Origin of the sequence: Peribacillus sp. FSL E2-0159, from assembly GCF_038643155.1 — a bacterium.
GTDB lineage: Bacteria > Bacillota > Bacilli > Bacillales > DSM-1321 > Peribacillus > Peribacillus simplex.
In genome coordinates this window covers 3,980,658-4,005,443 of the sequence record NZ_CP152053.1, presented here as the reverse complement: position 1 = coordinate 4,005,443, position 24,786 = coordinate 3,980,658, and the positions used below count along the sequence as shown (strand labels likewise).

The 24,786-nt window shown below is 41.5% G+C and carries 30 protein-coding genes; 23 read left to right on the top strand and 7 right to left on the bottom strand.

Features of this window, described 5'->3' with window-relative positions; all coding sequences use genetic code 11:
* Nucleotides 1-8 precede the first annotated feature (8 nt).
* The gene (locus tag NYE63_RS19575; RefSeq protein WP_342602362.1) at nt 9-734 is read left to right on the top strand and encodes a YrrS family protein; all 726 of its coding nucleotides are present in this window, start codon (nt 9-11) and stop codon (nt 732-734) included.
* 67 nt (nt 735-801) lie between these two features.
* On the opposite strand, the gene NYE63_RS19570 is transcribed toward NYE63_RS19575, so the two are convergent.
* Nucleotides 802-1,014 carry a DUF2536 family protein gene (locus NYE63_RS19570; protein WP_048682770.1) on the bottom strand — a complete coding sequence of 71 codons (213 nt, stop codon included), beginning with the start codon at nt 1,012-1,014 and terminating at the stop codon, nt 802-804.
* Between the two features lie 154 nt (nt 1,015-1,168).
* On the opposite strand from NYE63_RS19570, the gene NYE63_RS19565 reads away from it, so the two are divergent.
* The 6 genes from NYE63_RS19565 (at nt 1,169) to NYE63_RS19540 (ending at nt 5,683) form a co-directional block, all read left to right on the top strand.
* On the top strand, nt 1,169-1,807 hold the full coding sequence (locus tag NYE63_RS19565) for a class I SAM-dependent methyltransferase (protein ID WP_063232971.1): 639 nt from the start codon (nt 1,169-1,171) through the stop codon (nt 1,805-1,807).
* Nucleotides 1,808-1,823: 16 nt separating this feature from the next.
* On the top strand, nt 1,824-2,519 hold the full coding sequence (gene mtnN, locus NYE63_RS19560) for a 5'-methylthioadenosine/S-adenosylhomocysteine nucleosidase (protein ID WP_342602361.1): 696 nt from the start codon (nt 1,824-1,826) through the stop codon (nt 2,517-2,519).
* Nucleotides 2,520-2,613: 94 nt separating this feature from the next.
* Nucleotides 2,614-3,537: a cysteine synthase family protein gene (locus NYE63_RS19555; RefSeq protein WP_342602360.1), complete on the top strand. Its 924-nt coding sequence runs from the start codon at nt 2,614-2,616 to the stop codon at nt 3,535-3,537.
* Nucleotide 3,538: 1 nt separating this feature from the next.
* Nucleotides 3,539-4,675 (top strand): bifunctional cystathionine gamma-lyase/homocysteine desulfhydrase, encoded by a 1,137-nt coding sequence (locus NYE63_RS19550; RefSeq protein WP_342602359.1) that lies wholly within the window; start codon nt 3,539-3,541, stop codon nt 4,673-4,675.
* Nucleotides 4,676-4,788: 113 nt separating this feature from the next.
* Nucleotides 4,789-5,055, top strand: coding sequence for a YrhC family protein (locus tag NYE63_RS19545; protein ID WP_342602358.1), 267 nt, complete (start codon nt 4,789-4,791; stop codon nt 5,053-5,055).
* A gap of 487 nt (nt 5,056-5,542) precedes the next feature.
* A complete protein-coding gene (locus NYE63_RS19540) occupies nt 5,543-5,683 on the top strand; it encodes a YrzI family small protein (RefSeq protein ID WP_072273247.1) in 141 nt (46 codons plus the stop codon).
* 313 nt (nt 5,684-5,996) lie between these two features.
* Here NYE63_RS19540 and NYE63_RS19535 read toward each other — a convergent pair whose 3' ends face one another.
* Entirely contained in the window at nt 5,997-6,185 is a 189-nt protein-coding gene (locus NYE63_RS19535) for a sporulation protein YjcZ (protein ID WP_342602357.1), read from the bottom strand.
* 190 nt (nt 6,186-6,375) lie between these two features.
* On the opposite strand from NYE63_RS19535, the gene sigK reads away from it, so the two are divergent.
* On the top strand, nt 6,376-7,098 hold the full coding sequence (sigK, locus tag NYE63_RS19530) for an RNA polymerase sporulation sigma factor SigK (RefSeq protein WP_034308596.1): 723 nt from the start codon (nt 6,376-6,378) through the stop codon (nt 7,096-7,098).
* A gap of 661 nt (nt 7,099-7,759) precedes the next feature.
* Nucleotides 7,760-9,550: a M3 family oligoendopeptidase gene (locus NYE63_RS19525; RefSeq protein ID WP_342602356.1), complete on the top strand. Its 1,791-nt coding sequence runs from the start codon at nt 7,760-7,762 to the stop codon at nt 9,548-9,550.
* A 66-nt stretch (nt 9,551-9,616) separates the two neighbouring features.
* Here NYE63_RS19525 and pssA read toward each other — a convergent pair whose 3' ends face one another.
* Complete coding sequence (gene pssA / locus NYE63_RS19520; RefSeq protein ID WP_342602355.1) at nt 9,617-10,156, bottom strand: CDP-diacylglycerol--serine O-phosphatidyltransferase; 540 nt, start codon at nt 10,154-10,156, stop codon at nt 9,617-9,619.
* A gap of 136 nt (nt 10,157-10,292) precedes the next feature.
* On the opposite strand from pssA, the gene NYE63_RS19515 reads away from it, so the two are divergent.
* Entirely contained in the window at nt 10,293-11,078 is a 786-nt protein-coding gene (locus NYE63_RS19515) for a phosphatidylserine decarboxylase (RefSeq protein ID WP_342602354.1), read from the top strand.
* A 52-nt stretch (nt 11,079-11,130) separates the two neighbouring features.
* Here the strand turns inward: NYE63_RS19515 and NYE63_RS19510 are convergent, their stop codons facing one another.
* Nucleotides 11,131-11,271, bottom strand: coding sequence for a sporulation histidine kinase inhibitor Sda (locus tag NYE63_RS19510; protein ID WP_342602353.1), 141 nt, complete (start codon nt 11,269-11,271; stop codon nt 11,131-11,133).
* A gap of 465 nt (nt 11,272-11,736) precedes the next feature.
* Here NYE63_RS19510 and NYE63_RS19505 point away from each other — a divergent pair, with 465 nt between their 5' ends.
* The 8 genes from NYE63_RS19505 to NYE63_RS19470 are packed head-to-tail and all read left to right on the top strand — an operon-like array spanning nt 11,737 to nt 16,750.
* On the top strand, nt 11,737-12,258 hold the full coding sequence (locus NYE63_RS19505; protein ID WP_342602352.1) for a YqeG family HAD IIIA-type phosphatase: 522 nt from the start codon (nt 11,737-11,739) through the stop codon (nt 12,256-12,258).
* Nucleotides 12,240-13,364 carry a ribosome biogenesis GTPase YqeH gene (gene yqeH, locus NYE63_RS19500; protein WP_061464132.1) on the top strand — a complete coding sequence of 375 codons (1,125 nt, stop codon included), beginning with the start codon at nt 12,240-12,242 and terminating at the stop codon, nt 13,362-13,364. The genes NYE63_RS19505 and yqeH overlap by 19 nt, the downstream gene beginning before the upstream one ends.
* 20 nt (nt 13,365-13,384) lie before the next feature.
* A complete protein-coding gene (gene aroE / locus NYE63_RS19495) occupies nt 13,385-14,227 on the top strand; it encodes a shikimate dehydrogenase (RefSeq protein WP_342602351.1) in 843 nt (280 codons plus the stop codon).
* Nucleotides 14,221-14,511: a ribosome assembly RNA-binding protein YhbY gene (gene yhbY, locus NYE63_RS19490; protein ID WP_098369748.1), complete on the top strand. Its 291-nt coding sequence runs from the start codon at nt 14,221-14,223 to the stop codon at nt 14,509-14,511. Before aroE ends, yhbY begins: the two co-directional genes overlap by 7 nt.
* Nucleotides 14,512-14,522: 11 nt before the next feature.
* Nucleotides 14,523-15,092 (top strand): nicotinate-nucleotide adenylyltransferase, encoded by a 570-nt coding sequence (locus NYE63_RS19485; RefSeq protein WP_063232982.1) that lies wholly within the window; start codon nt 14,523-14,525, stop codon nt 15,090-15,092.
* On the top strand, nt 15,082-15,654 hold the full coding sequence (gene yqeK / locus NYE63_RS19480) for a bis(5'-nucleosyl)-tetraphosphatase (symmetrical) YqeK (RefSeq protein ID WP_342602350.1): 573 nt from the start codon (nt 15,082-15,084) through the stop codon (nt 15,652-15,654). The genes NYE63_RS19485 and yqeK overlap by 11 nt, the downstream gene beginning before the upstream one ends.
* Nucleotides 15,654-16,010 carry a ribosome silencing factor gene (rsfS, locus tag NYE63_RS19475; RefSeq protein ID WP_063232984.1) on the top strand — a complete coding sequence of 119 codons (357 nt, stop codon included), beginning with the start codon at nt 15,654-15,656 and terminating at the stop codon, nt 16,008-16,010. Before yqeK ends, rsfS begins: the two co-directional genes overlap by 1 nt.
* On the top strand, nt 16,007-16,750 hold the full coding sequence (locus NYE63_RS19470) for a class I SAM-dependent methyltransferase (RefSeq protein WP_342602349.1): 744 nt from the start codon (nt 16,007-16,009) through the stop codon (nt 16,748-16,750). The genes rsfS and NYE63_RS19470 overlap by 4 nt, the downstream gene beginning before the upstream one ends.
* A gap of 103 nt (nt 16,751-16,853) precedes the next feature.
* On the opposite strand, the gene comER is transcribed toward NYE63_RS19470, so the two are convergent.
* Entirely contained in the window at nt 16,854-17,684 is an 831-nt protein-coding gene (comER, locus tag NYE63_RS19465) for a late competence protein ComER (protein WP_342602348.1), read from the bottom strand.
* A gap of 110 nt (nt 17,685-17,794) precedes the next feature.
* On the opposite strand from comER, the gene NYE63_RS19460 reads away from it, so the two are divergent.
* From NYE63_RS19460 to NYE63_RS19450, 3 genes are all read left to right on the top strand, one after another.
* Complete coding sequence (locus tag NYE63_RS19460) at nt 17,795-18,430, top strand: helix-hairpin-helix domain-containing protein (RefSeq protein ID WP_342602347.1); 636 nt, start codon at nt 17,795-17,797, stop codon at nt 18,428-18,430.
* 78 nt (nt 18,431-18,508) lie between these two features.
* Nucleotides 18,509-19,069 (top strand): ComE operon protein 2, encoded by a 561-nt coding sequence (locus NYE63_RS19455; RefSeq protein WP_342602346.1) that lies wholly within the window; start codon nt 18,509-18,511, stop codon nt 19,067-19,069.
* Between the two features lie 17 nt (nt 19,070-19,086).
* Complete coding sequence (locus NYE63_RS19450) at nt 19,087-21,393, top strand: DNA internalization-related competence protein ComEC/Rec2 (protein WP_342602345.1); 2,307 nt, start codon at nt 19,087-19,089, stop codon at nt 21,391-21,393.
* A gap of 76 nt (nt 21,394-21,469) precedes the next feature.
* Here NYE63_RS19450 and NYE63_RS19445 read toward each other — a convergent pair whose 3' ends face one another.
* Nucleotides 21,470-21,604, bottom strand: coding sequence for a YqzM family protein (locus NYE63_RS19445; protein ID WP_034308559.1), 135 nt, complete (start codon nt 21,602-21,604; stop codon nt 21,470-21,472).
* 343 nt (nt 21,605-21,947) lie between these two features.
* Between NYE63_RS19445 and holA the strand changes: the two genes are divergently transcribed.
* A complete protein-coding gene (gene holA / locus NYE63_RS19440; RefSeq protein WP_342602344.1) occupies nt 21,948-22,961 on the top strand; it encodes a DNA polymerase III subunit delta in 1,014 nt (337 codons plus the stop codon).
* Between the two features lie 88 nt (nt 22,962-23,049).
* Here the strand turns inward: holA and rpsT are convergent, their stop codons facing one another.
* Complete coding sequence (gene rpsT / locus NYE63_RS19435; protein ID WP_342602343.1) at nt 23,050-23,316, bottom strand: 30S ribosomal protein S20; 267 nt, start codon at nt 23,314-23,316, stop codon at nt 23,050-23,052.
* A gap of 274 nt (nt 23,317-23,590) precedes the next feature.
* Here rpsT and gpr point away from each other — a divergent pair, with 274 nt between their 5' ends.
* A complete protein-coding gene (gpr, locus tag NYE63_RS19430) occupies nt 23,591-24,709 on the top strand; it encodes a GPR endopeptidase (protein ID WP_342602342.1) in 1,119 nt (372 codons plus the stop codon).
* Nucleotides 24,710-24,786: the final 77 nt, after the last annotated feature.

The window sequence follows — 24,786 nt, the reverse complement described above, 5'->3', positions numbered from 1 at the left end:
AATGGACCTTGGGCTCACGTTTCAATCAGAGAGATCAAAAAAGAAAAGTAAATAAAATATATAATATTGCAATCACCATCGTTTCCATTTTAATCGTCATTGTCGCAGTCACGATTTTCTTAAGTGATGATGGCACCGAATCAAAAAAAGCCACGACTGAACCAAAGCAAATCGCCGAGACAGATAAGGGGAAAGAAGTGGACAAACCTGCTGGCAAAGAGGAAGAAACGGATTCAGAGAAGGAAGACGCAGTAGGAGATAGTGAAGCAACAGAAGAAAATGCAGAAAAAGAAGAAGATGCAGAAAAAGAAGATAGTAAAGCAACAGAGGAAGATGCAGAAGAGAAGGCTGAAGATGATGCAGATCCAGAAAAAGCAGGAGATGCCGAACTTGTGGAAGTGGAAGGCAGCAGTGATGGCAATGTTGCGGCTACATATACAAGTGAGGGCTGGAAACCAGTAGGAACTGAGCAATCAGGAGAGCACACTACAAGCTTTGACAAGGGCTCGGTCGATTGGAATGAAATGAGTAAAGCCATAGCAAGTGGAGCTGGAATCGATGAAGGCAGCATGAAGATATGGTGGCTGCAAAACGGCGGTTCGCCTACCACGGCAATCGGTACCGTTTCTGAAGGAGATAATCCTAAAACCTTCCGCGTTTATATTGAATGGGTGGACGGATCAGGTTGGAAACCTGTAAAAGTCGAAGAGCTGAAGACAAACGATAAAAGGTAATGGTTGAAAATTTATAAATGAAAAACCCCCGAAAGGAATTCCACTTTTCGGGGGTTTTTCATGGTGATCATTTTTTTGCTTTAAAGTGGACGACGGCACTATAAAAACGTCTGCCTTCTTCACTTACATACATTTGGTGTGATACGGATTCCACTTGAAGCATGATCGCTTTATTGATTTCAATTTGTGATTGAATTTTTTCTTCAAGATTTTTAATGCTTTCTGCCTCGAAAAATTCTATTTTATCTTCGAATAAGTTTAAGTCGAGTTGAAAACTCATGACTGTTCCCCTCCAACATTCAGATACTGTTAGTTTAACACCATTTTGACCGAATCTGAACCTAATGAATTTGCCTAAAAACAAGAACTTTTTCTGTGTTCATTTCATAGTATGCTTATAGGTTTTATTATCTTATAATAAAAGGTGATTAAAAATGGGCAGAGAGTTTATAGATTTATTTGAAGAATGGTCGAAATCGTATGATGATACTGTTGGTGGACACGATATTGAGTATCAAGAGGTTTTTAAACATTATGATAGCATATTGGACAGCGTCACGGATCGGGCTCATGGTCATGTGCTGGAGTTTGGAGTAGGTACCGGGAATTTGACGGAAAGGCTCTTGAATAAAGGTCTAAAGGTATCGGGAATAGAACCTTCACCCGCGATGAGGGAAATAGCGGTAAGCAAGCTGCGCGGAAAAACAGAAATTGTAGATGGCGATTTTATTGATTTTCCGAAGCCGGAACAGGTTGATTCGATCGTAAGTACGTACGCGTTTCATCATTTAACCGATGAAGAAAAAGAAAAAGCGATAGTCAACTATGGAAAGTTACTGAATACTGGTGGTAAAATAGTGTTTGCGGATACGATGTATCAATCAAGGGAAGCGCATGAACGAGCGATTCAAGATGCAAGGCAGGCAGGCTTTCATAATTTGGCGAACGATTTGCAAACGGAATATTATACTACGATTCCTTTTTTGGGAAAAGTGCTTGAAGAAAATGGATATAAAGTGAACTTCGAGCGCTGCAATCAATTTGTCTGGATTATGGAGGCGGAAAAATTATAGGAAGAGGTTTTTACTAATGAAAGTAGCCATAATCGGAGCAATGGAAGAAGAAGTTACGATTTTACGTGATAAATTGGAAGGTTTGGAGCAGGTGAGCATTGCCGGTTCCGAGTTCAATACAGGCACACTGAATGGTGTCGAGGTCATTTTGCTTAAATCGGGAATCGGTAAAGTGAACGCGGCAATGTCCACTGCGATCCTGTTAGAAAAATTCAAACCGGATGCTGTCATCAATACTGGCTCAGCCGGCGGTTATCATCCAGCACTTAATGTAGGAGATGTGGTCATATCCACGGAAGTACGGCACCATGATGTCGATGTGACGATTTTTGGATATGAGTACGGTCAAGTCCCTCAGCTGCCTGCAGCTTTCATCCCGGATGAAAAGCTTTTCGCAATCGCAGAAGAAGCAGCAAAAGAAATCGAGGATATACAAGTGGCGAAAGGGTTGATCGTGACGGGGGATTCTTTCATGAATGATCCTGTAAGGGTTGAATTCGTCAGAGGGAAATTCTCTGATTTATACGCGGTGGAAATGGAAGCCGCAGCCATTGCACAGGTAGCCTTCCAATTCAAAACACCGTTTGTCATCATTCGTTCCCTTTCGGATATCGCAGGTAAGGAGTCGAATATTTCCTTTGATAAATTCCTGGAAACAGCGGCTCTTCATTCAGCGGCACTGATTTTGAAAATGGTTGAAAAAATGAAATGAATGGTAAGTGATCAGCGGAAGCCTTTCTGCTGATCATTATTTATTGCATAATCCTTATTAAATTGGTAGGATAACTATGAAAGGATGTCCGAATATGAAAGTCTTTCAAAACATTCATGAGTTGATAGGGGAAACGCCGATGATGGAAATCACCCATTTCCCGCTTCAGGATGAAGTTCGTATATTTGCCAAACTGGAATACTTTAATCCGGGGGGCAGTGTGAAGGATCGGCTTGGTCAAGAACTGTTAGCCCAAGCATTAAAGACAGGGAAGGTGAAAAAGGGCGGGACGATCATCGAACCGACTGCCGGAAATACTGGAATTGGCTTGGCGTTGGCTGCGATAAACAGTGGAGTGGACGTGATATTTTGCGTTCCGGAGAAATTCAGTGCCGAGAAACAGGAATTGATGCGTGCCCTTGGAGCGAATGTGATCCAGACCCCGACAGAGGAAGGGATGACAGGAGCAATCGCCAAGGCTAAGGCACTGCTGGCTGAAATTCCGGGATCTTATTGTCCCCAGCAGTTCGCCAACCCATCCAATCCTGATGCATATTATAAAACGCTGGGACCTGAAATATGGGAACAGATGGAAGGCGATGTGGATGTGTTTGTTGCCGGTGCCGGGACGGGCGGAACATTCATGGGAACATCGCGATATATAAAAGAAAAGAACGCTGCTGTCAAAACGGTCATTGTCGAACCAGAAGGATCGATTTTAAATGGCGGCAAAGCAGGACCCCATAAAACAGAGGGGATCGGGATGGAATTTTTACCTGCCTATATGGATGAAACGTATTTTGATCAAATCCATACGATAAGCGATCGTGACGCTTTCCATATGGTAAAGGAATTGGCGATTAAAGAAGGCCTGCTTGTCGGAAGTTCTTCCGGCGCGGCATTTGCAGCGGCCATGAAAGAAGCAGCCAGAGCTTCCCGGGGGTCGAATATCGTCGTCATATTTCCGGATTCCAGTGAACGATACTTAAGCAAAAAAATTTATCAGGGAGGTATGTAAAATGAGAAAAAAAACACAATTGATCCATGGCGGCATTTTTGGTGATGAAAAAACAGGAGCGGTTTCGGTGCCGATTTATCAAGTGAGCACCTATAAACAGGATGGTCCGGGGAATCATCGGGGATATGAATATTCACGTACGGGCAACCCAACCCGCCATGCCCTCGAAGAGTTGATCAAGGATCTCGAAGAAGGAAAAAGAGGTTTCGCCTTCGGATCAGGAATGGCAGCGATGACCGCGGTCATGATGCTGTTCAGTCAAGGTGATCATGTATTGATGACCGATGACGTGTATGGAGGGTCTTTCCGGGTCATCACTAAAGTGCTTAACCGCTTCGGGGTGGAAGCTACGTTCATCAATACGAGTGACATAGACTCGATCGAAAAAGAGATAAGGGACAATACGAAGGCACTGTTCATTGAAACCCCGACGAATCCATTATTGAAAATAACCGATCTGGAAGAAGTATCAAAAATAGCTAAAGAAAACGGCATCCTCACCATTGTGGATAATACCTTCAGTACGCCATATTGGCAAAATCCACTTACACTTGGAGCCGACATCGTACTTCATAGCGCTACGAAGTACCTGGGGGGACACAGCGATGTTGTAGCGGGTCTTGTCGTGGTGAATGATGATAAACTTGGCAATGACCTTCATTTCATCCAAAACTCTACAGGAGGCGTGCTAGGGCCCCAGGATTCATGGTTGTTGATGCGAGGCATTAAAACGCTCGGAATCAGGATGGAAGAACATGAAAAAAATACATCTGAAATCGTACGTTTCCTATCCGGGCATAAAGATGTTTCGAAAATCTATTACCCAGGTCTTGAAAACCACCCAAATCATGATATTGCCAAAAAACAATCACGTGGATTCGGCGGTATGGTTTCATTTGATGTCGGCAGTGCCGAAAAAGCCGAGTCCGTTTTGAATAAAGTGAGATTCTTTACACTTGCGGAAAGTCTGGGGGCGGTGGAGAGCTTAATTTCCATTCCAGCCTTGATGACACATGCTTCCATTCCAGCTGAGCGCCGTGCAGACCTTGGAATAACCGATGGGTTGATTCGCATTTCAGTTGGTCTGGAAGACGTAGAAGACTTATTGGAAGACTTGGAACAAGCGCTACAAGGATAATCGGGGAGGGACCGCTTCAAAGCTGACTGCCATTATTTACACCCTGTCATTTGGAATAAATATGGTAGAATGAGATATCGATATCTTATTAGCTTGAAAGAAGGTGGAATGGCATGAAAAACCGCAAAAAACAAACGGCGGCAATGCTGCGTTCGAAAATGGTCGATTTTAAACAATTTGCGATCACTTTGTTATGTGTGGGTTCGTTCTTCTATTTAGGAACCATCCTTCCCTCTGGCGACAAAACGATGATTGACACATATGTCTATATGGGAGCGACAATAATGTTCCTGGGCATATCCATAGTATTTTTCCGATTATCCAAAAAATATAAAAAGATCTTGGCCGAAATGGATGACCAGGACTCTTTACAACAATAGAAGCAAACCTGATTCTTTAAAAGAATCAGGTTTTTTTGTTTTTCAGACGTTGTTGCCAGTATAGGGGCAGATTTATCATACTACTTGCCTCCTTTAAGGTAATAATTGCTCTTGGAAATGGGTAAAAAGATAGAAGTTTCAAAAAAATGGGCAAAAGCCGTTTACAAATATTGAATTTATGGATATACTTACCAAGTAATAAAAAATATTCCAAAGGAGGTCGAAGAAAATGACATTGTATCTATATGGAGTCGCCACTACTAGCCGGTCCGTTTCAAATGACAATCACATACCATTCGACCTGTGCCAAGCGGAATATTTCTAAAGCAATTTGGCTTTATTAATCATTCAGACATAGCGGCCGCAGGGAGAAGTGTTTTATCCTGCGGCCTTTTTATATTTTCTAAAAAATCCCGCAGGAGGACGTAACTTTCTGCGGCCTTTTTATGCCTTTTTGTTGGGCCGCTCCCTTAAAGGAGGTGATATTATGACACTAAATATGCTTTTTTTCACAATCACGATTAAAATGAAAAAAATGACTGCCGAGGAATGTTTGCAACAGGAGAGAATCCACAAGATTCGAGAAGAACATCTAGATAAAGCGATGAAGCATCGTCCTTTTTTCTAAAAATATACGAGGTTGGTATCCCGTTTCATAAAAATGTATTCAAGAAAGGTGGAGGTTAATATGATGAAATTGTTATACGTAAAAGGAGAGAAGCGTTGCTATTGGCAGGAGAAGGATACCGGCTAACGGATTTTCCGGTGCATTGCCATGGTTTGTATGTTTATATACAGCGGAAAAGGCCATTGGAAACATGAAAAATTGAAGGTATGTTGATTAATGGTCATGACGCAGATTAACTCGGAACTGCAACATAAGAAATGAATATGTAAAATGGAAAACTCGGCACTCAGGCCGAGTTTTTTCTTTGCCTGAATTAGCAGCACGGACCTGATCCTCCATAACCAAATCCACATCCTGGCAACCACCAAAACCCGAAAATGAGCAATAAAATCAAGAGGACAATAAACAGGCCATAACCAAAGCCGTAACCGGCCCCTGCATAACAAGGAGCAGGAGCCGGATAACCATAGCTGCATCCGTATGGTCCATAGTTATATCCCATTGTAAAAACCCCCTTTCCCTAAAAATTTCCCTATCATTATATGAACATTTCCCTTCGTTCGTTTGGGAATTCATCCAAGCTGGTTTGAACATTTTACACTTTCATGATTTCTTTTAGTGGGACAGACACGAACAAGCCCAATGTTGCATAGGTATGAATAGGGAAGCCAAAGAAACGGGGGATGAAACCAATGCCCGGAATACTTACAGTTGTCGGTTATATTATCAAAGAATTTTACTTATTCGTTTCCTATGTGAAAAACAACGCTTTTCCCCAGCCCTTGTCATCTCAGGATGAAAAGAAATATCTGAAGCTTATGAGTGAGGGAGACGGTGATGCCCGTAACATCCTGATCGAGCATAATCTCAGGCTTGTTGCCCATATCGTCAAGAAGTTCGAGAATACGGGCGAAGATACAGAGGATTTGATTTCGATTGGGACAATTGGTTTGATAAAGGCCATTGAGAGTTATTCGGATGGGAAGGGTACGAAGCTGGCCACATATGCGGCGCGATGCATTGAGAATGAGATCTTGATGCATTTACGAGCGACAAAGAAAACGAAGAAAGATATTTCCCTGCATGATCCGATCGGTCAAGATAAAGAAGGAAATGAAATCAGTTTAATCGATGTACTGAAATCGGAATCGGAAGATGTCATCGATACGATTCAGCTCAATATGGAAATTGAAAAAGTGAAAAAGTATATTGATATTTTGGATGAACGCGAAAAGGAAGTCATTGTAGGCAGGTTCGGACTGGATTTGAAAAAGGAAAAAACCCAGAGGGAAATCGCTAAAGAGCTTGGTATTTCCCGCAGTTATGTATCAAGGATCGAAAAACGTGCCTTGATGAAGATGTTCCACGAATTTTACAGAGCAGAAAAAGAGAAGGAAAAGAAAGCTAAAGGATAGGAATGGTAAAAGTTAAAGAGAGTGCGGGGAAATTTCCCCGCACTCTTTATTTTTAATATTTATTTCTGATCAAATCTGCAAATGCATGATAAATCTCGATTCCCTGAAAAAGGAACAGACGTGAAGCGGTTAAAGAAAAGACACCTACCATAATTAGTCGAAACCACATATGAATCACTCCTCCATTTTATTTATTTATAAAATGTCAGAGCGTAAGGCTACGTAATTCGCCTGAAAAAAAACCGGATTGAGATATCGTTGGCGAAGATTTGAGTGAAAATATAGAAAACTTAAAATGGAAAATTCGAAAATGAGAATAATGATTAGTGACTGCCAGGAACTAAAGGAAGGCACGAAAGGCTGTTTCTTGTCTGCCTTATCCCAATGATGAACATCGGTATGTTCTTCAATGGTTAGCTGCTGTGCATGATGATGGAACTGTATGGGTAGTGTCCAAAGGAGCAGGATGATGGCAGACATGTGAATAAAGAATTTCATATGAATCAACCACCCCTTTCCCAAGAATATATTCATCATAACATGCTTTTAATTCGGGATATAGAAAAATGTTCTGACAAAAATACTGAAAATTCCTTTTAATTAGAAAAATATTGAAATAACCTCTATAATGGGATTAGTGATAAAAAGGGGGCAATGCAGGATGGGATATTCTTTGACGTGGGATTTGGATATCTTTTTTAAAGGAGGAAGCTCTTCTAAGGAGTTCCTGACTTTTTTAGATGAAATTAACGATGAGGTAAAAGAATTAGACCGACTTGTAAGCAATATCAATCCAGAAGGAAATGATGAAATCAGTTTAATCCAGGCATTTGATCTTTTTAAAAATACAAATATGAAATCTTCACAGGCAAGTGCTTTCATTGGATGCCTGGAAGCTCAAAATGCGCAGGATAAAAAGGCTGGTCAGCTGCGGATCAAACAAATGAAGATAGTCGCTTCACTAAAAATGGTGTTAAGCAAGCTGGATGAAAAGTTGATACAGCTTGATGATGCGTTTTTTAAAAAAATCCTCGAAAAAGAACCATTGAATGAATTGAAATTCGTATTGAATGAACGTCGGGAAAAGGCAAAGGAAAAGCTTTCCGTGAAGGAAGAATCATTAATCACCCAATTGGCCATGGACGGTTTCGAAGGTTGGAGCCAAATGTATGATACGATCGTCGGATCAATGACCATTCCTTATAAGGGTGAAAAGCTTTCAGTAGGTCAAGCGGCGAATAAATTTTCTGATCCTGATGAAAGGGCACGGAAAGAATTATTTACTGCGTGGGAACAGGCTTGGGAGGAAAAAAGTGACCTTTTTGCCCGGACTTTGAACCACTTGGCAGGATTCCGTCTCAGTGTGAATGAAAAAAGGGGCTGGGATGATATTTTGAAAGAGCCTCTTGAAATAGGGAGGATGAAAAAAGAAACCCTCGAAAGCATGTGGAATGTAATCGCCGATCATAAGGAGCCGCTTGTGAAGTTTTTACAAAGGAAAGCGGAGTTACTGGATTTGGATAAATTAAGTTGGGCGGATTTGGATGCACCGCTCGCTGTTACAGCAGAGTCCAAAGTAATGGATTATCAAGAAGGTGCAGACTTCATCATACAGCAATTCTCTAAGTTCGGCTCTCAATTAGCAAACTTCACCCAAAAAGCTTTTGAAGACAGCTGGATTGAAGCTGAGGACAGACCAGGTAAGAGACCAGGCGGTTTTTGCACCGGCTTTCCATTAAATAAGCAGTCAAGAATTTTCATGACGTATTCGGGCACCCCATCCAATGTATCGACATTGGCTCATGAATTGGGACATGCATTCCATTCTTATGCGATGAGGGATATCCATCCATTGAATCGGTCATATGCAATGAATGTGGCTGAAACCGCCTCTACATTTGCTGAAATGGTCGTAGCGGATGCAGCTGTGAAGGAAGCGGCCAGTGAGGAAGAAAAGCTGGTGCTTTTAGAAGATAAGATTCAGCGTTCCGTGGCATTATTGATGAATATCCATGCCCGCTACTTATTCGAAACAAGGTTTTATGATGAAAGGAAACAAGGATATGTAAGTGCCGAACGGTTGAATGAACTGATGGTCGATGCACAAAAAGAAGCTTATGGCGATGCTTTAAGTGATTATAATCCAACGTTCTGGGCTTCAAAGCTCCATTTTTATATTTCAGGTGTACCATTTTATAATTTTCCGTACACATTCGGATACTTATTCTCATTAGGCATATACGCGAATGCCCTGAGGGAACCTGCAGGATTCGAAGAAAAATATATCGCTCTATTAAAGGATACCGGTTCCATGAAGGTCGAGGATTTGGCAGAGAAACATTTAGGCGTCGATTTAAAGACCAGGGATTTTTGGGAAGAAGCGGTCAATGCCTGTATGGAGGATGTAGAAGAATTCATGCGTTTGACCGATCCCCTAGTCCGAAAAGCATAAGAAGGAGTTTAGCTGGAATATGAACGAAAAAAGCGGATGTCCGGTTAAGGACATCCGCTTTCTTATTTAAACTTTCTTCATTTTAAATGGACTGACCATAAGTAATGATAATATAATCATGAGGGATAAGAAAAAGACCGGATGGAAATACGGGATGGCTAGATAACTTAACGTAGCGATGCAGCCTGCAACCGTAATGGGCACTCCTGTAAAATATCCATTGCTTTCACTGATATTGAAGCGGGCGAGACGAAATGCGCCACAGCCAATATAGAAAACCGTGAAGAGTGTGCCAGGTGCTCCGAATTCTATTAATATTCCTTGGTATAATAATAGAGCTGGTGCGACGCCAAAGGATATGATGTCACACATGGAATCAAGTTGCTTACCCAATTCCGATTCAATGTTGAACTTCCGTGCAACCATACCGTCAAAGCGATCTGCAAGGGCAGCCAGGAAGATTAAAAGCAGGCTTAAATTCAATTGGCCGTGCATCACGGCAATTATTGCAAATCCACCAAGGGATAAGTTCATTAAAGTAAGTATATTTGCTGTTTGTGCTTTCAATTTTTTAATGGTTTGATCTAGGGCGTGTAATAAAAACATCTTTTCACTCCTTTCAAATGAAACAAATTAAAACAAAGTATATTAAACATAAGTATTTATTATATAATAATATTTTATTTAACACAATTTATGCAAGGGAATTTTAGAATAATTTTACAATTTGGAGTGGTTTTATTTGTTTCAGTCTTTGTATCGCATTCTTATTGAACTGACGAATGGTCAGTATTCATCAGGTTTATTAAAGCATTTTAGCCAATCTCGTTGGAGCAGGCCCTTAATTTTATTTTATGTAAGAACATTCAACCTTAATCAACAGGAATTTGGTAAGGAGTTAAAAGCTTATACCAATCTTCACGAGCTATTTACAAGGCAGTTAAAGGCGGACGCCAGGCCAATAACGGCAGTTCCTTCTGCGGTAGCTTGTCCTGTGGACGGTGTTCTCGAGGATTCAGGGGAGATACGCGCTGATAAAAAGATCGTCGTTAAGGGAAAGGTATATTCAATGGAGGAAATGCTAGGGGATGAGCTTTTTTTGGAAAAGTACTTAGGCGGCAAATATCTCGTGTTATACTTAAGCCCGAGTCATTACCATCGGATCCATGCACCAATCAAGGGTTCTGTAGTCAAACGTTGGACCCTTGGAAGGAAATCATACCCTGTTAATAAATGGGGTATGAAATATGGAAAAGAGCCATTATCAAAAAATTATCGGACAATAACTGAACTTCAAAATGAAGCGGGAAGTCTGGCAATGGTGAAAGTCGGGGCCATGTTCATAAATTCGATCGTCATCACTGATGAATCGGATGAATTGGAAAAAGGACAGGAATTTTCTTATTTCAGCTTTGGGTCTACAGTGGTGCTTCTTTTTGAAAAAGGCAGTTTTGAACTTGAAGGAAACATTTCCATTCCCGCAGATGTCCGTGTGGGTGAAACAATCGGATTCATGAGAGCCGTCTAACTTCAAATGAAAATAAGAGGCTGACATTTGATGTCAGCCTATGTATTTCATATTAAAATATTGATCGGATTTTATGCGTTAAGGATCTTCGATGAATTTCCGTTTCTATGAGGCGGATGAAATCGGTACTCAACTTTAAGGTCTGCGCTTTAAAATAGGATTCAAGCAACAGGTCATCAGATAGTTTTTGCATCAGAACGCCATTTACGGCTGCTCACCTCCAGTAGGGATTGCGAGGAATAATTTGGTGTTTACTTGCATATATTGATAAGTCTTCCTTGATGTACCCCTACTGTATCAGAAATAAACGTGGAGAACAATCGTTCTCTTATCCACAGTTGAAAGTGGATAACCTGTGGTTAAGTTGTTTACAAGGTGAACGAAATGGTGCACATCAGTATGGAAAATGTTAGTAAAGTTATCCACAGGTTGAATATATGAAATTTTTGTCGAAATCTTTTATGAATAATTAGTTCTTTGGTTCTGGTCTGCCTGCAAATTTCCCATTCTTTAATAAAAAATGCCTTTCCATATCTGAAAACATACATTATGATGTTTTTTTACCGTCAGCCCTTCTTTCCTAATTTTTTTTGAAAGTGAGCTGAAAATTCGATATGATGGAGACGGTAAATTTTAATGAAAATATAGAGGTGCCAATATGCTTAAATTATTTTTGCCGAGTGAACATGTTAAAAGCATTTTTAATATAGATCCTCAAGAATTGAAAAAAAGAGGGATTAAGGGAGTCATTACCGATTTGGATAATACTCTCGTTGAATGGGACAGGCCAACTGCCACTCCCGATTTAATCAAATGGTTCGACAATATGCGGGATCATGGGATTTTAGTGACGATTGTGTCCAATAATAATGAAAATCGGGTTCGGGCTTTTTCCGATCCACTTCAAATTCCATTTATCTTCCAGGCTAGAAAACCGATGGCAAAAGCTTTTCATAAAGCCCGTAAGACAATGGGATTGAAGTTAGAAGAAACGGTGGTAATCGGCGATCAGTTATTGACGGATGTATTGGGAGGGAACCGAGGCGGGTTTCATACGATCTTAGTGGTCCCTGTGGCACAAACCGACGAATTCAGAACAAGAATCAATCGTTATTTTGAAAGAAAGATCATGGCGTTTTTTAAACGAAAAGGAATGATAGAATGGGAGGATCACAATTGAACAATCATCAAGAATTAGTGTGCATCGGCTGCGGTGTCAAGGTCCAGACTGAAGATCCTAAGGAGTTGGGTTTTGCCCCTAAATCGGCTCTGGAGAAAGAGAGCATCGTTTGTCAGCGCTGCTTTAAATTGAAACATTATAACGAAGTTCAGGATGTATCCTTAACAGACGATGACTTCTTGAAAATCTTGAATAAAGTAGGCGAAACCGACTCTTTAATCGTCAAAATCGTCGATATTTTTGATTTCAATGGAAGCTGGCTGCCTGGCCTGCATCGATTTGTAGGAAGAAATGATGTTCTTCTGATTGGAAATAAGGTTGATTTATTGCCTAAATCCGTAAAACCGAACAAGTTGATCAATTGGATGAAGCAATCGTCCAAGGAATTGGGTCTTAACCCGATCGATGTCCTGCTTGTCAGTGCGGAAAAGGGAAAGCACATCCTTGAAGCTGCTGATGCGATTGAGCGGTATCGAAAAGGTAAAGATGTCTATGTGGTGGGCTGTACGAATGTAGGGAAATCGACTTTCATCAACCGTCTTATAAAAGAAGTGAGCGGTGAAGGTGATATCATCACTACTTCCCACTTCCCTGGTACTACGTTGGATATGATCGAAATTCCTTTGGATGATGGACAGGCATTGATCGATACACCAGGAATCATTAATCATCATCAAATGGCTCACTATGTCGACAAACGGGACTTCAAGGTGATTATGCCGAAAAAGGAAATCAAGCCGAGAGTGTACCAACTGAATGAAGGGCAGACGCTATTTTTCGGAGGATTGGCCCGGTTGGACTATGTCTCAGGCGGAAGGCGTTCACTGACTTGCTACCTTTCTAATGAATTGAATATTCACCGTACGAAACTGGAAAATGCCGATGAATTATATAAAAACCATGCCGGGGAATTACTGACGCCCCCACGGCCTGAACAAATCGAGGAGTTTCCGAAGCTGATTCCACATGAATTTTCCTTGAAAGATGGTAAAATGGATATTGTGTTTTCTGGTCTTGGCTGGGTGACGGTCAATGAGCCAGGAGCGAAAATCGTTGCACATGTTCCAAAGGGCGTCAATGTGATCGTTCGCAAATCATTAATCTAAATATAGGGGTCGTCTAGTCTATGAAAAAGATATATGGGGTAATGGGAGATCCAATTGCACATTCGATGTCACCGGACATTCATAATGATGCATTTGAAAAAGAAAATATAGACGCGGTTTATCATCATTTTCATGTGACGAAAGAAGGTTTGAACGATGCTGTGAAAGGCATGAAAGCCCTTGGTATAGAAGGGTTTAACATCACGATTCCTCATAAGACTTCAATCATCCCTTTCCTTGATGAAGTGGATGAACTTGCCCTTGCAATCGGGGCTGTAAATACGGTTGTTAACAAAAATGGTCGGTTTATAGGGTATAATACAGACGGAAAAGGATTTTTTAAATCTTTATGCGATGAAATATCAGGTGACATCAAGGCTAAAAAAACGTTAGTGATCGGAGCGGGCGGTGCTGCGCGTGCGATTTATTTTACCCTCGTAAAAGAAGGGGTAAAGCAAGTTGATATTGCAAACCGGACAAAGGAAAGAGCGGCCCAGCTTGTTTCTGATTGCCCATATGATAAAGTATCGAAGGCACTCTCGATTATCGAAGCGGAAGAAAGCTTATCACAATATGATTTAATCATCCAAACGACTTCTTCTGGAATGAGTCCGGAATTGGATCATTCACCGTTAAAGGTCGACCAGCTTAAAACCGGTGCAATTGTCAGTGATATCATCTATAACCCTCTGCAAACCAAGCTGCTGCGTGAAGCTGGGGAAAAAGGGGCGGAAACGCAAAATGGTCTGGGTATGTTCATCAACCAGGCCGCGCTTGCATTTGAGATATGGACAGGCATTATGCCGGATACAGCAAGAATGACAGATATTGTCTTGAACAAACTAGGAGGTAACACATGTTAACAGGAAAACAGAAAAGATTTTTACGATCAAAGGCCCATCACCTCAATCCAATTTTTCAAGTTGGTAAAGGCGGCGTCAATGATAATCTCATCAAGCAAATTGGTGAGGCGCTTGAAGTACGTGAATTAATCAAGGTCAGCATCTTACAAAACTGTGAAGAGGACCGCAATGATGTGGGACTTTCTTTATCTAAAGGTGCACGGGCGGAATTGGTTCAGATTATCGGCAACACAATTGTGCTGTATAAAGAATCAAAAGAAAACAAACAACTTAAATTACCTTAAGGAACCTATCTATGAAAAAAATTGGAATTCTTGGTGGTACATTCAATCCTCCGCATATCGGGCATTTAATTATAGCGAATGAAGTGCTGGATGCCCTTGAGTTAGATGAAATCAGGTTCATGCCAAATCACGTTCCTCCACATAAGGAAAAGTCGGAGGAAGTAACCGATATGGACAGGCTTGCCATGTTGGAAAACGCGATAGCCGGAAACCCATCTTTTTATATTGAGGGTATTGAAATAGAAAGAAAAGGCACATCTTATACGTATGACACAATAAAATTGCTGAAAGAACTTGAGCCAACCAATGAGTACTATTTCATAATTGGCGCAGATATGATTGAGTACTTACCGAATTGGCACCGTATCGACGAGCTGGTGCATATGGTTAATTTCGTCGGGGTGAAGCGCCCTGGATATAATGAAAATACCGTATACCCAATCACGATGGTGAAAGTCCCCCAGATGTTCATTTCGTCTTCCATGATACGAAGGAAGTTAAGAACGGGAAAAACCGTGAAATATTTAATAGCAGATCCAGTGGTGAAGTATATTAAAGGGAATGGTTTATATGAATCGTGAGAAAGCATTGGCGCTGGTCAAAGAACAAATTACCGAGCGCAGGTACATTCATACCTTGGGTGTGGTCGAGTCAGCGATTGAACTTGCTGAACGGTATGGTGCCGACGTCAAAAAAGCGGAACTGGCAGCCATTTTCCATGATTATGCTAAATTTCGCCCAAAAGAGGAAATGGAGCAAATTATAATCGCTGAAAAAATGGACCCGGCGTTACTTGAATACAGTATGGAGCTGTGGCACGCTCCTGTCGGGGCTTATCTGGTGAAAAAGGAAGCTGGCATTCAGGACGCTGAAGTCTTGGATGCGATTGCCTATCACACGTCTGGCAGGGTTGGCATGAGCCTTTTGGATAAAGTCGTATACCTTGCTGACTATATTGAGCCGGGACGTTCTTTTCCCGGTGTCGACGAAGTCAGGCAGACAGCAAAGATAAATTTGGATCATGCTGTCATCCAGGCTTTAAGGAATACAGTTGTTTTTTTAATGAAAAGAAATCAGGCAATTTACCCTGACACATTTAAGACATATAATGATTTGATCATGAATTTGAAGGAGAAGATGTAATGACTGAACGTGAACTTCTTGTAATTGCAGCAAAAGCGGCAGATGATAAAAGAGCGGAGGATATCGTGGCATTGAACATGCAAGGTATTTCTCTTGTAGCGGATTACTTTTTGATTTGCCACGGTAATTCTGAAAAACAAGTACAAGCAATCGCTCGTGAAATGAAGAGCAAAGCTGATGAATCAGGAATCAATATAAAGCGTCTTGAAGGTTTTGACGAGGCGAAATGGGTTCTTGTGGATCTTGGCGATGTAGTGGCCCACATATTCCATAAGGATGAAAGAAACTACTATAACCTCGAACGTTTATGGGGAGATGCACCTTTTGAAGATCTAGAGAGTGAACTGACTTCATGACTTACGAACGCTTTGCCTATGTATACGATGAATTGATGAAGGACGCACCTTATGAAAAATGGCTGATGATCCTTACGGCGAAGCTGGAACAGTACGGAATTGTTGGAAGGAAAGTCCTGGATTTAGCGTGTGGAACCGGGGAAATGACCGTTGAATTGGCACAACACGGATTCGAAGTCACCGGCGTGGATTTATCTGATGAAATGCTTCTTGTTGCTAATGAAAAAGCGGTTAAGCTTGGATTATCGATTCCGCTTTTCCAGCAGAATATGGCAGAACTCGAGGGACTTGGCCAATTTGATTGTGTCACGATTTTTTGTGATTCGCTGAACTACCTTCGCGATGAGGAGGATATAATCAAGACGTTCAACCGGGTTCATGAGCATTTGAAGGATGGCGGATTATTCTTGTTTGATATCCATTCCATTTATAAAATGGAAGAAATCTTTCGTGATAATACGTTTGCTGTCAATGGTGAAGAAGTATCCTATATATGGGACTGCTTCCCGGGGGAAGAACCATACAGTGTGGAACATGATTTAAGTTTTTTCGTAAGGGACGATGAAAGCGGTCTGTATGACCGTTTTGATGAGTTGCATTATCAACGGACCTATCCGGTTGAACAATATAAAAAGTGGTTGGAGCAAGCAGGTTTTACGGTTTCAGAAATTATGGCGGATCTTGAAGAAGCACCGCTTGCAAAGGAAACCGAAAGAATCTTGTTTGTAGCCAGTAAATAATGAAGAGGTCAAGGATCTCCGTCGTACAACACACGTACGAGTGGTGGTCTGACCTCTTCTTTTTTTTTATTTTTAGAAGGAAATGAGATATAGATTACGAATACTAATAAGGATGGCCGAACTGCTTTTCAACTTCGAATAGATCCTCTGCAAACTTTTCATGTGTCGCTTGAAAAAGATGATGGAACATTTCCCCGGTTTCAGCTTCCAAAACCTTAATCCCCTCACCCGTTATTCCACCCTTTACACAAACCTTTTCCTGTAAGGTCGGCAATGTATAAACTCCTTTACCAAGCAGTTCCCCTAAGCCAACCAGCATGTTTTCAGTCAAAGTCGTAGCGGTTTCTTTATCGATCTTCGTCGTTTGGCAAGCCGCGTCAATAAAAGCTTGCGCTAAATAGCTGAAGAAGGCAGGACCGCAGCTGACGATATCGGAAGCTACCCGGGTGATATCATTTTCAATGATGACCGGTGCCGATATGGCGGAGGCCAATTCATATAAAGCTGACATTTTCTCCTTACTGCAGCTCTTGCTGAAACTCAGTAACGATACCCCTGAACCCACACGGTTCGTTATGCTCGGTATAAAACGGGCACAGGGGGCATTCACTGCCGATTCAAGCTGGGAGACTGAAACCGGGCTTGTTATGGAAATAACCAGCTGATCCCTTTTTATATGATGTTTGATGCCTTGTAATAGGCTGTTAATTTGTAATGGTTTTACACAAAGAAAGATAAAGTCCGCTTGTTGGACGATTTCGGCTGCGCTTTCCGCAACCTTGATACCAGGGTGTTTCTCTTTCAACACCAATGCTTTGGAAAGTGTGCGATTTGTAATGATTAGATCTGCCGGATTCAATATTTTTGCCTCCAGCCATGCCTCGATTAGAATGGTACCCATATTTCCGGTTCCGATAACACCGATTTTCTTCAATTCCGATCAACTCCTCTCACTTAAAGCGATTGATACTCCTAAAAACACTATGTATTTTTAATCTGTCCTATGACAATGTATTGTGCGAAACCCAACAAGGAGGTAAAGAAATGGAAGGGATTTCAAAAAAGAAAATGGCGATGATTACCGTTGCCGTGGCATTTGTGGCAGCGGGCATTTACTTTTTTTTGCAACAAGGGGATAATCCGGCTGATCCGGAAGATATATTTTCCATTGCTGCAAAAGAAGCTGAAATTGAACAAAGTGAAAATCAAACGAATACCGAACCTGTGATCATTAAAGTAGACGTTAAAGGAGCGGTCAAGTCCCCAGGCATATTTACAGCACAGGCAGGTGACCGGGTGATTGATTTGATCTCGGCTGCGGGCAGTTTTACGGACAAGGCTGATAAGGATAAAGTGAATTTTGCCCAAATTGTCGAAGACCAAATGGTCATTTATGTTCCGGAAATAGGTGAAGAAGACAAGGGGTACTTGGAGAATATGCAAGTCGGGTCGTCTGGGGATGCCGTTTCTGGGGGGACGTCAGGAGGACTGGTGAACTTGAATACTGCTACACAGGAAGATTTGGAAACATTGACGGGAATTGGGCCATCCAAAGCGAATGCGATCCTGGAATATAGGGAAACGGTAGGGAAATTCAAGGAAGTCGATGAATTGAAGAAGGTAACGGGAATCGGCGATAAGACGTTTGAAAGGTTACGGGATTCCATTTCGGTGAAATGAATGATTGAATATGCTACACAAATGGACAGGAAGAGGGTAAAATTGAAGAAAATCATTCTAGTGGTAAGGGGATACAACATGAACAGAATTAGTTGGGACCAATATTTCATGGCGCAAAGCCATTTATTAGCTTTAAGAAGCACATGTACACGCCTCACTGTAGGGGCGACGATCGTCAGGGACAACCGAATCATTGCAGGGGGGTATAATGGGTCCATTGCGGGAGGGACGCATTGTATTGATGACGGCTGTTATGTAATTGATAATCATTGTGTCAGAACGATCCATGCAGAAATGAATGCACTTTTACAATGCGCGAAATTTGGGGTGCCTACGGATGGGGCGGAAATATATGTGACGCACTTTCCGTGTCTTCAGTGCTGTAAATCACTCATCCAAGCTGGCATCAAGGCTGTTTATTATGCGGAGGATTACAAAAATCATCCATATGCTCTGGAATTATTTAAACAGGCTGGTGTAAAGACCGAGAAGGTTGAAGCAAAAGGGACCATCGATGTTAATGGAAAGCAAAAAAAGGACTTTGTATTCTCATTGCTAGCTCAACTTGAACGAACAGGCATGGGAAAAGAAGATTTAGTGGAGCTGGAAAAGCAGGCCAATCAGATATTTGAAAATTAAATAGGACGGGGGCAGGCATGGCTAGACATCTTATCTTACTAGCCGTTTCGGCCACATATGGTGTTACGGCCCATTCTTATTTAAATGTAATGCTGCTGATCATTATCCTTATTTTTCTCTGTTTCCTTTATTTTTTGGTGGGGTTAAGTGTGAAGGCCCTTAGTTTTCATTTGGTGATCATGGGGATATTTTTAGGGGCCGCCTCCTTCTCCGATCACCGAATCAAAACTGCCTATCATGGCACGGAGAGCCAATTTATCATCACATTTACCGACCAACCGAATATAGATGGAAATTCATTAAAAGGATTCGTGGGCAGTGAGAAAGGCGAACGGCTAGTGCTTCGTTATAAAATCACCTCCGAACTGGAACAGGAAAAGCTGAGTCAGTTTCTGCGAATCGGTTTATCATGTCCGGCTGAAGGGACATTGCAAGTTCCCGATAAAAACAGGAATGAAAACAGTTTCGATTACCAGGGTTATCTTTTGCGTCAAGGCATCCAATGGATATTCAAAGCGGATTCCATTTCATTTCAAGAATGCAAAGAGGGTGGAAACTCTATTCTAGTTTCGATTCGTAATCTGCGCCTGAAGGGAATTACGTATATTAGAGAACACTTTCCGGAAGAGTCGAGCGGTTTTGTCACAGCTCTTATATTCGGTGACCAGACATATATAGATGAAGGCGACCTTACTAATTATCAGCGGTTGGGTTTGGTTCATTTACTAGCTATTTCCGGTCTTCATGTCAGTTTTTTAACGGGGATGTTATTTTACTTCGGCATCAGGGTTGGGATTACACGGGAAAGAATGATAGTGGCCATTTTAATCTTCCTTCCTGTTTACATGTTACTTTCAGGTGCCAGTCCATCAGTGGTGAGATCCTGTTTAATGGCTATGCTTTTCTTTCTACTCCTGCTATTCAAGAAGCGGATCTCGGCGGGTGCCGCAATCGGATCGGTTTATATGGCACTATTGTTTTTTCGGCCTAATATGCTCTATGATATAGGTTTTCAGCTTTCATTCGCAGTCACTTTCTCCATTATCATGTCTTCAAGCATTTTCTTGCAATACCCGAAGAAAATAACGCAGCTATTCATCATCAGTTCCATCTGCCAATTGACAGCCCTTCCGATTTTGCTTTTTCACTTTTTTGAAGTATCCTTTCTTGGCGTGTTTCTGAACGTATTGTATGTTCCGCTTTATTCCATCATATTGCTGCCATTTTCACTGATTTCCCTCCTTATTCATTTATTACTGCCTTCCTTGGGGCAACCCCTCATATCATTATTGAATTTCACCTTCGTACTCTGCAATAAAGCCGCGGATGCAGCATCGGATTTGCCGCTGGCCTCCATTCCGTTTGGTAAACCATCTTTCATCATGATGGCATTACTTGTTATTTCCCTTTTAGGGTTATACCTGACTTGGGATGTATCTTTTGAAAAAAGTAAATTCTGGTGCGGTATATTAATTGTCCTTTTACTTTTGCAATATAATTTACAAAGGTTCTCACCTTTTGGTGAAGTGCAGATCATCGACGTTGGACAAGGTGACTCCATTTTAATTGTCCTTCCGTTCAATCGCGGTAATTATTTGATTGATACGGGTGGGCAAATTACATTTCCAATCGACACGTGGGCAAAAAAGCGAAAGAAGTTCAACACCGCGGATGATATCATTATTCCATTATTGAAAAGTAAGGGAATCCACCAATTGGACAAACTCATTTTAACCCATCCTGATGCAGATCATATGGGAAGTGCAAAAGAATTAATTGTAAATTTTAAAGTTGGAGAGATCATCATTGGAGGCTGGAGTGAAGAGCAATACAGGGATATGGATTTTGTGTCCATTGCAAGAGATAAAAAAATGAAAATGACCGTCCTGAAAAGGGGGGACCATTGGGTGGCGGGTGGAGCGCCGTTTGCTGTGTTAAGTCCATATGAGAAAGAAGAGAATAAGAATGATTCATCCATAGTTCTATTCACGGAGCTTGGGGGATTGTCATGGTTATTTACTGGCGATATGGGAGAAGAGGGGGAAAAGGAACTATTGAGCACATTTCCGCAGTTGCAGGTAGATATCTTGAAGGTTGGACACCATGGCAGTAAAACGTCTTCTTCCATGCCCTTCCTTGAACAGCTACAGCCGAAAGCGGCGCTTATTTCAGTTGGAAAAGATAATGGCTACGGTCACCCTCATGGAGACGTAATTGGGAATCTGGAGGGAAATGGCATAAAGGTGTTCAGGACTGACGAGGATGGTTCTATTATTTACAAGTATTACAAAAGCAGTGGAACCTTTCGGAAGACTCTCCCATAGTATGTAGAAAATCAAAAAGAAAGAGACTGCAGCGGCAGCCTCCATCAGGAAAAATAAGTGCATGTAGTTAATGAAATCAGGATCCGACAGCTTTAATGACGACAGCTATGGTGAACATGGCAGCGAAAAATACAAAAGAACCGATGAATCCTATAGCGGAATCAGCGACGTCATCTGTCTTTGATTGAACATTCTTTTCGAATTCGTTCATTATTTACCCCTCCTATTTCTGCTAATAGTATAAAACATTACCAAAAAAAAATCTACAGGCTACATTCCTTCATTTCCTTTACTGACAAGAGTTGTCACAAATAGTTTGGGACTTTGAGGTCAAAATAAAAGTACAAACAAAGCAAGCGAAAAAGAAAAGCTCATTTTTTGTTCTACATGAATACTCTACCCGCTTTTAAGGAAGATTACCCGGGCCTTTCTTGAAAGTGTTCATATAGATCCGGAACTAGCCCTTTTAAAGGGCTAGTTCCCTTTATAGCTTGTCAAATGGTCCATCCACCTATACCATTAGAGAAGAATACATAGTAAAGAGGCGGATTCTATTGGTATTAGACGTTTGGAAAAGCATAAAAAAAGGGCAATTCGCGCCAGTATACTTGTTATATGGGACGGAAGCCTATCTAATTAATGAAACGAAGCAGCTATTGATCGAGAATATCCTTCACGAAGATGAGATGGATTTTAACTTTTCTCAATTTGATTTAGAAGAGACGCCTGTTGAAACTGCGCTTGATGATGTCGAAACCCTCCCATTTATCGGGGAAAGGCGCCTTGTTTTCATGCAAAACCCATTTTTTTTGACAGCTGAAAAGACGAAGTCAAAAGTTGAACATAATGTTAAAAGACTGGAAGCGTATTTGGCTGACCCGGTTCCTTATTCTATTGTCGTATTGACTGCACCTTATGAGAAACTGGATGAACGGAAAAAAATCACCAAGGAACTGAAGCGTAAGGCAGTTCTCGTTGAAGCGAAGAAGCTTGGTGATCATGAGTTAAAGGGGTGGGTGAAGGAGAGGGTCGAAGCTTCTTCAGTCCAAATAGATGAACAGGCTACAGAGCTTTTACTTGAACTTGCAGGAACGAATCTGATGATGCTGACGAATGAACTAGATAAAATGGTGCTTTATGCAGAAGCTGATAAACACATTACGGTCGAGGTAGTGGAAAAGCTGGTCGCTAAATCCCTTGAACAGAATATCTTCACGCTTGTTGATCATGTGTTACAGCGAAAGATGGAGAGTGCCATGACGATACTGCATGATCTTCTCAGGCAGAATGAAGAGCCGATCAAGATCTTGAGTGTCATGGCAGGTCAGGTCAGGCTCATGTATCAAGTGAAGGAGCTTTCCCGTCAGGGGTATAGCCAGCAAAAAATTGCAGGTCAACTGAAGGTGCATCCTTACAGGGTAAAGCTGGCACTTGAAAAGACTGGGAAATTCCAGGAACGCGAGCTGTTGAGCATCATGAACGACTTAGCGGAAGCGGATTATAAAATGAAGACCGGCCAAGCCGATAAGGCGATCACGCTTGAGCTGTTGCTTTTAAAAATTAGATGATAAAAAAGGTGGCAGGTATCCTGTCACCTTTTTTATGAAAAAACGGCACAAAAAAAACGATCCGATTGGATCGTTTAATTTTTTGTCATTATGCGTTAAGAGCGTTAAGTCTTTTCGCTAAACGAGATTTTTTACGGGCTGCCGCATTTTTATGGATTAATCCTTTAGATGCAGCTTTGTCTAATTTCACAGCAGCTGATAAAAGAGCTTCTTTAGCAGCTTCAACGTTTTCACCAGCTAATGCAACTTCAGCGTTTTTCACTGTAGTACGCATAGTTGATCTAACAGTAATGTTATGAACGCGTTTTTTGTCGTTAATTTTTACACGTTTAATAGCAGATTTAATGTTTGGCATTCCGTTCACCTCCTACAAAGAAATCGAGATTATATGAACTCGACTTTTCAAATCCATATCAAATAGCACAAGTGATATTCTATCAGACTGCTCATAAATATGCAATACTTCAGATTGAGAATCGAAAAGGAATTATAATTTCGGGAATAAATTCATCTCGTCATTACTCATTGTACCAAAAAAATGAATAATAAAAAAGCAAAAATGACAGAATGTTTAAGAGAGACTATTGAAAATACTAGATTAGATACAATTCAAACATCAGGAGGCCGTTATGGAAAATAATTTGGACCTTAGTGAATACGGAATTCGTACAGATTTGGCGATTGAAGCAAAGGAAATTGCCCTTGAACATAAAGGTGTTGTAGAGGAAGTGGATGTATCCCGTATCGAAGGGGTCATTATTAAGGAAAAAGATGTGGATGATCTCAAGGTATCCTTAGTCGAGGTCACGGCTGAGGGTGAAAAAGAAATCGGCAAGAAGCAGGGAAGCTATTTGACCATCGAAGTGCAGGGGATCCGCCAGCAGGACACGGATACGCAGCAACGGGTGGAAAAGGTGTTCGCCAACGAACTGGCTTACTTCTTGAAACGGAATAAAATAACCAAAGAAAGCAGTTGTTTGGTTGTCGGTCTTGGTAATTGGAATGTAACTCCCGATGCTCTTGGGCCTGCAGTCGTTGAGAACCTTGTAGTCACAAGACATTTGTTCGAATTGCAGCCGGAGTCCGTTAAGGAAGGCTATCGGCCGGTCAGTGCGATTTCCCCCGGGGTAATGGGGATTACGGGAATCGAGACGAGTGACATCATAAAAGGAGTCATCGAAAAAAGTAATCCTGATTTCCTGATCGTCGTTGACGCATTGGCTGCCCGTTCGATCGAACGGGTGAATTCCACGATTCAAATTACGGATACAGGCATCCATCCAGGGTCTGGTGTTGGAAATAAACGAAAAGAATTGAGCCAGGCTACACTGGGAGTTCCTGTTATAGCAATTGGAATACCTACTGTCGTGGATGCCGTATCAATTGCCAGCGATACGATAGATTATATTTTGAAGCACTTTGGCAAGGAACTGAATGAAGGGGACAGACCATCACGTTCGTTGGCACCCGCTGGATTCAGTTTTGGGAAGCGTACAAAGCTGACGGAAGAGGATATGCCAGGTGAAAAGGAGCGCCAAACCTTCTTGGGAATGATAGGTGTCCTCCCTGATGAAGAGAAACGGAAATTGATTTATGAGGTACTGTCACCGCTTGGTCAAAATTTAATGGTTACACCGAAAGAAGTCGATGTTTTCATTGAGGATATGGCCAATTTGATAGCCAATGGGTTAAATGCAGCCTTGCATCATTCAATAAATCAAGATAATACCGGCTACTATACCCGTTAAATCACTTTCAGTGCCCAAAAATGGTGTTCTACCCTTTCTAGCAAAGTCATAGGTATTAATAGACAAGCTATAGAGAG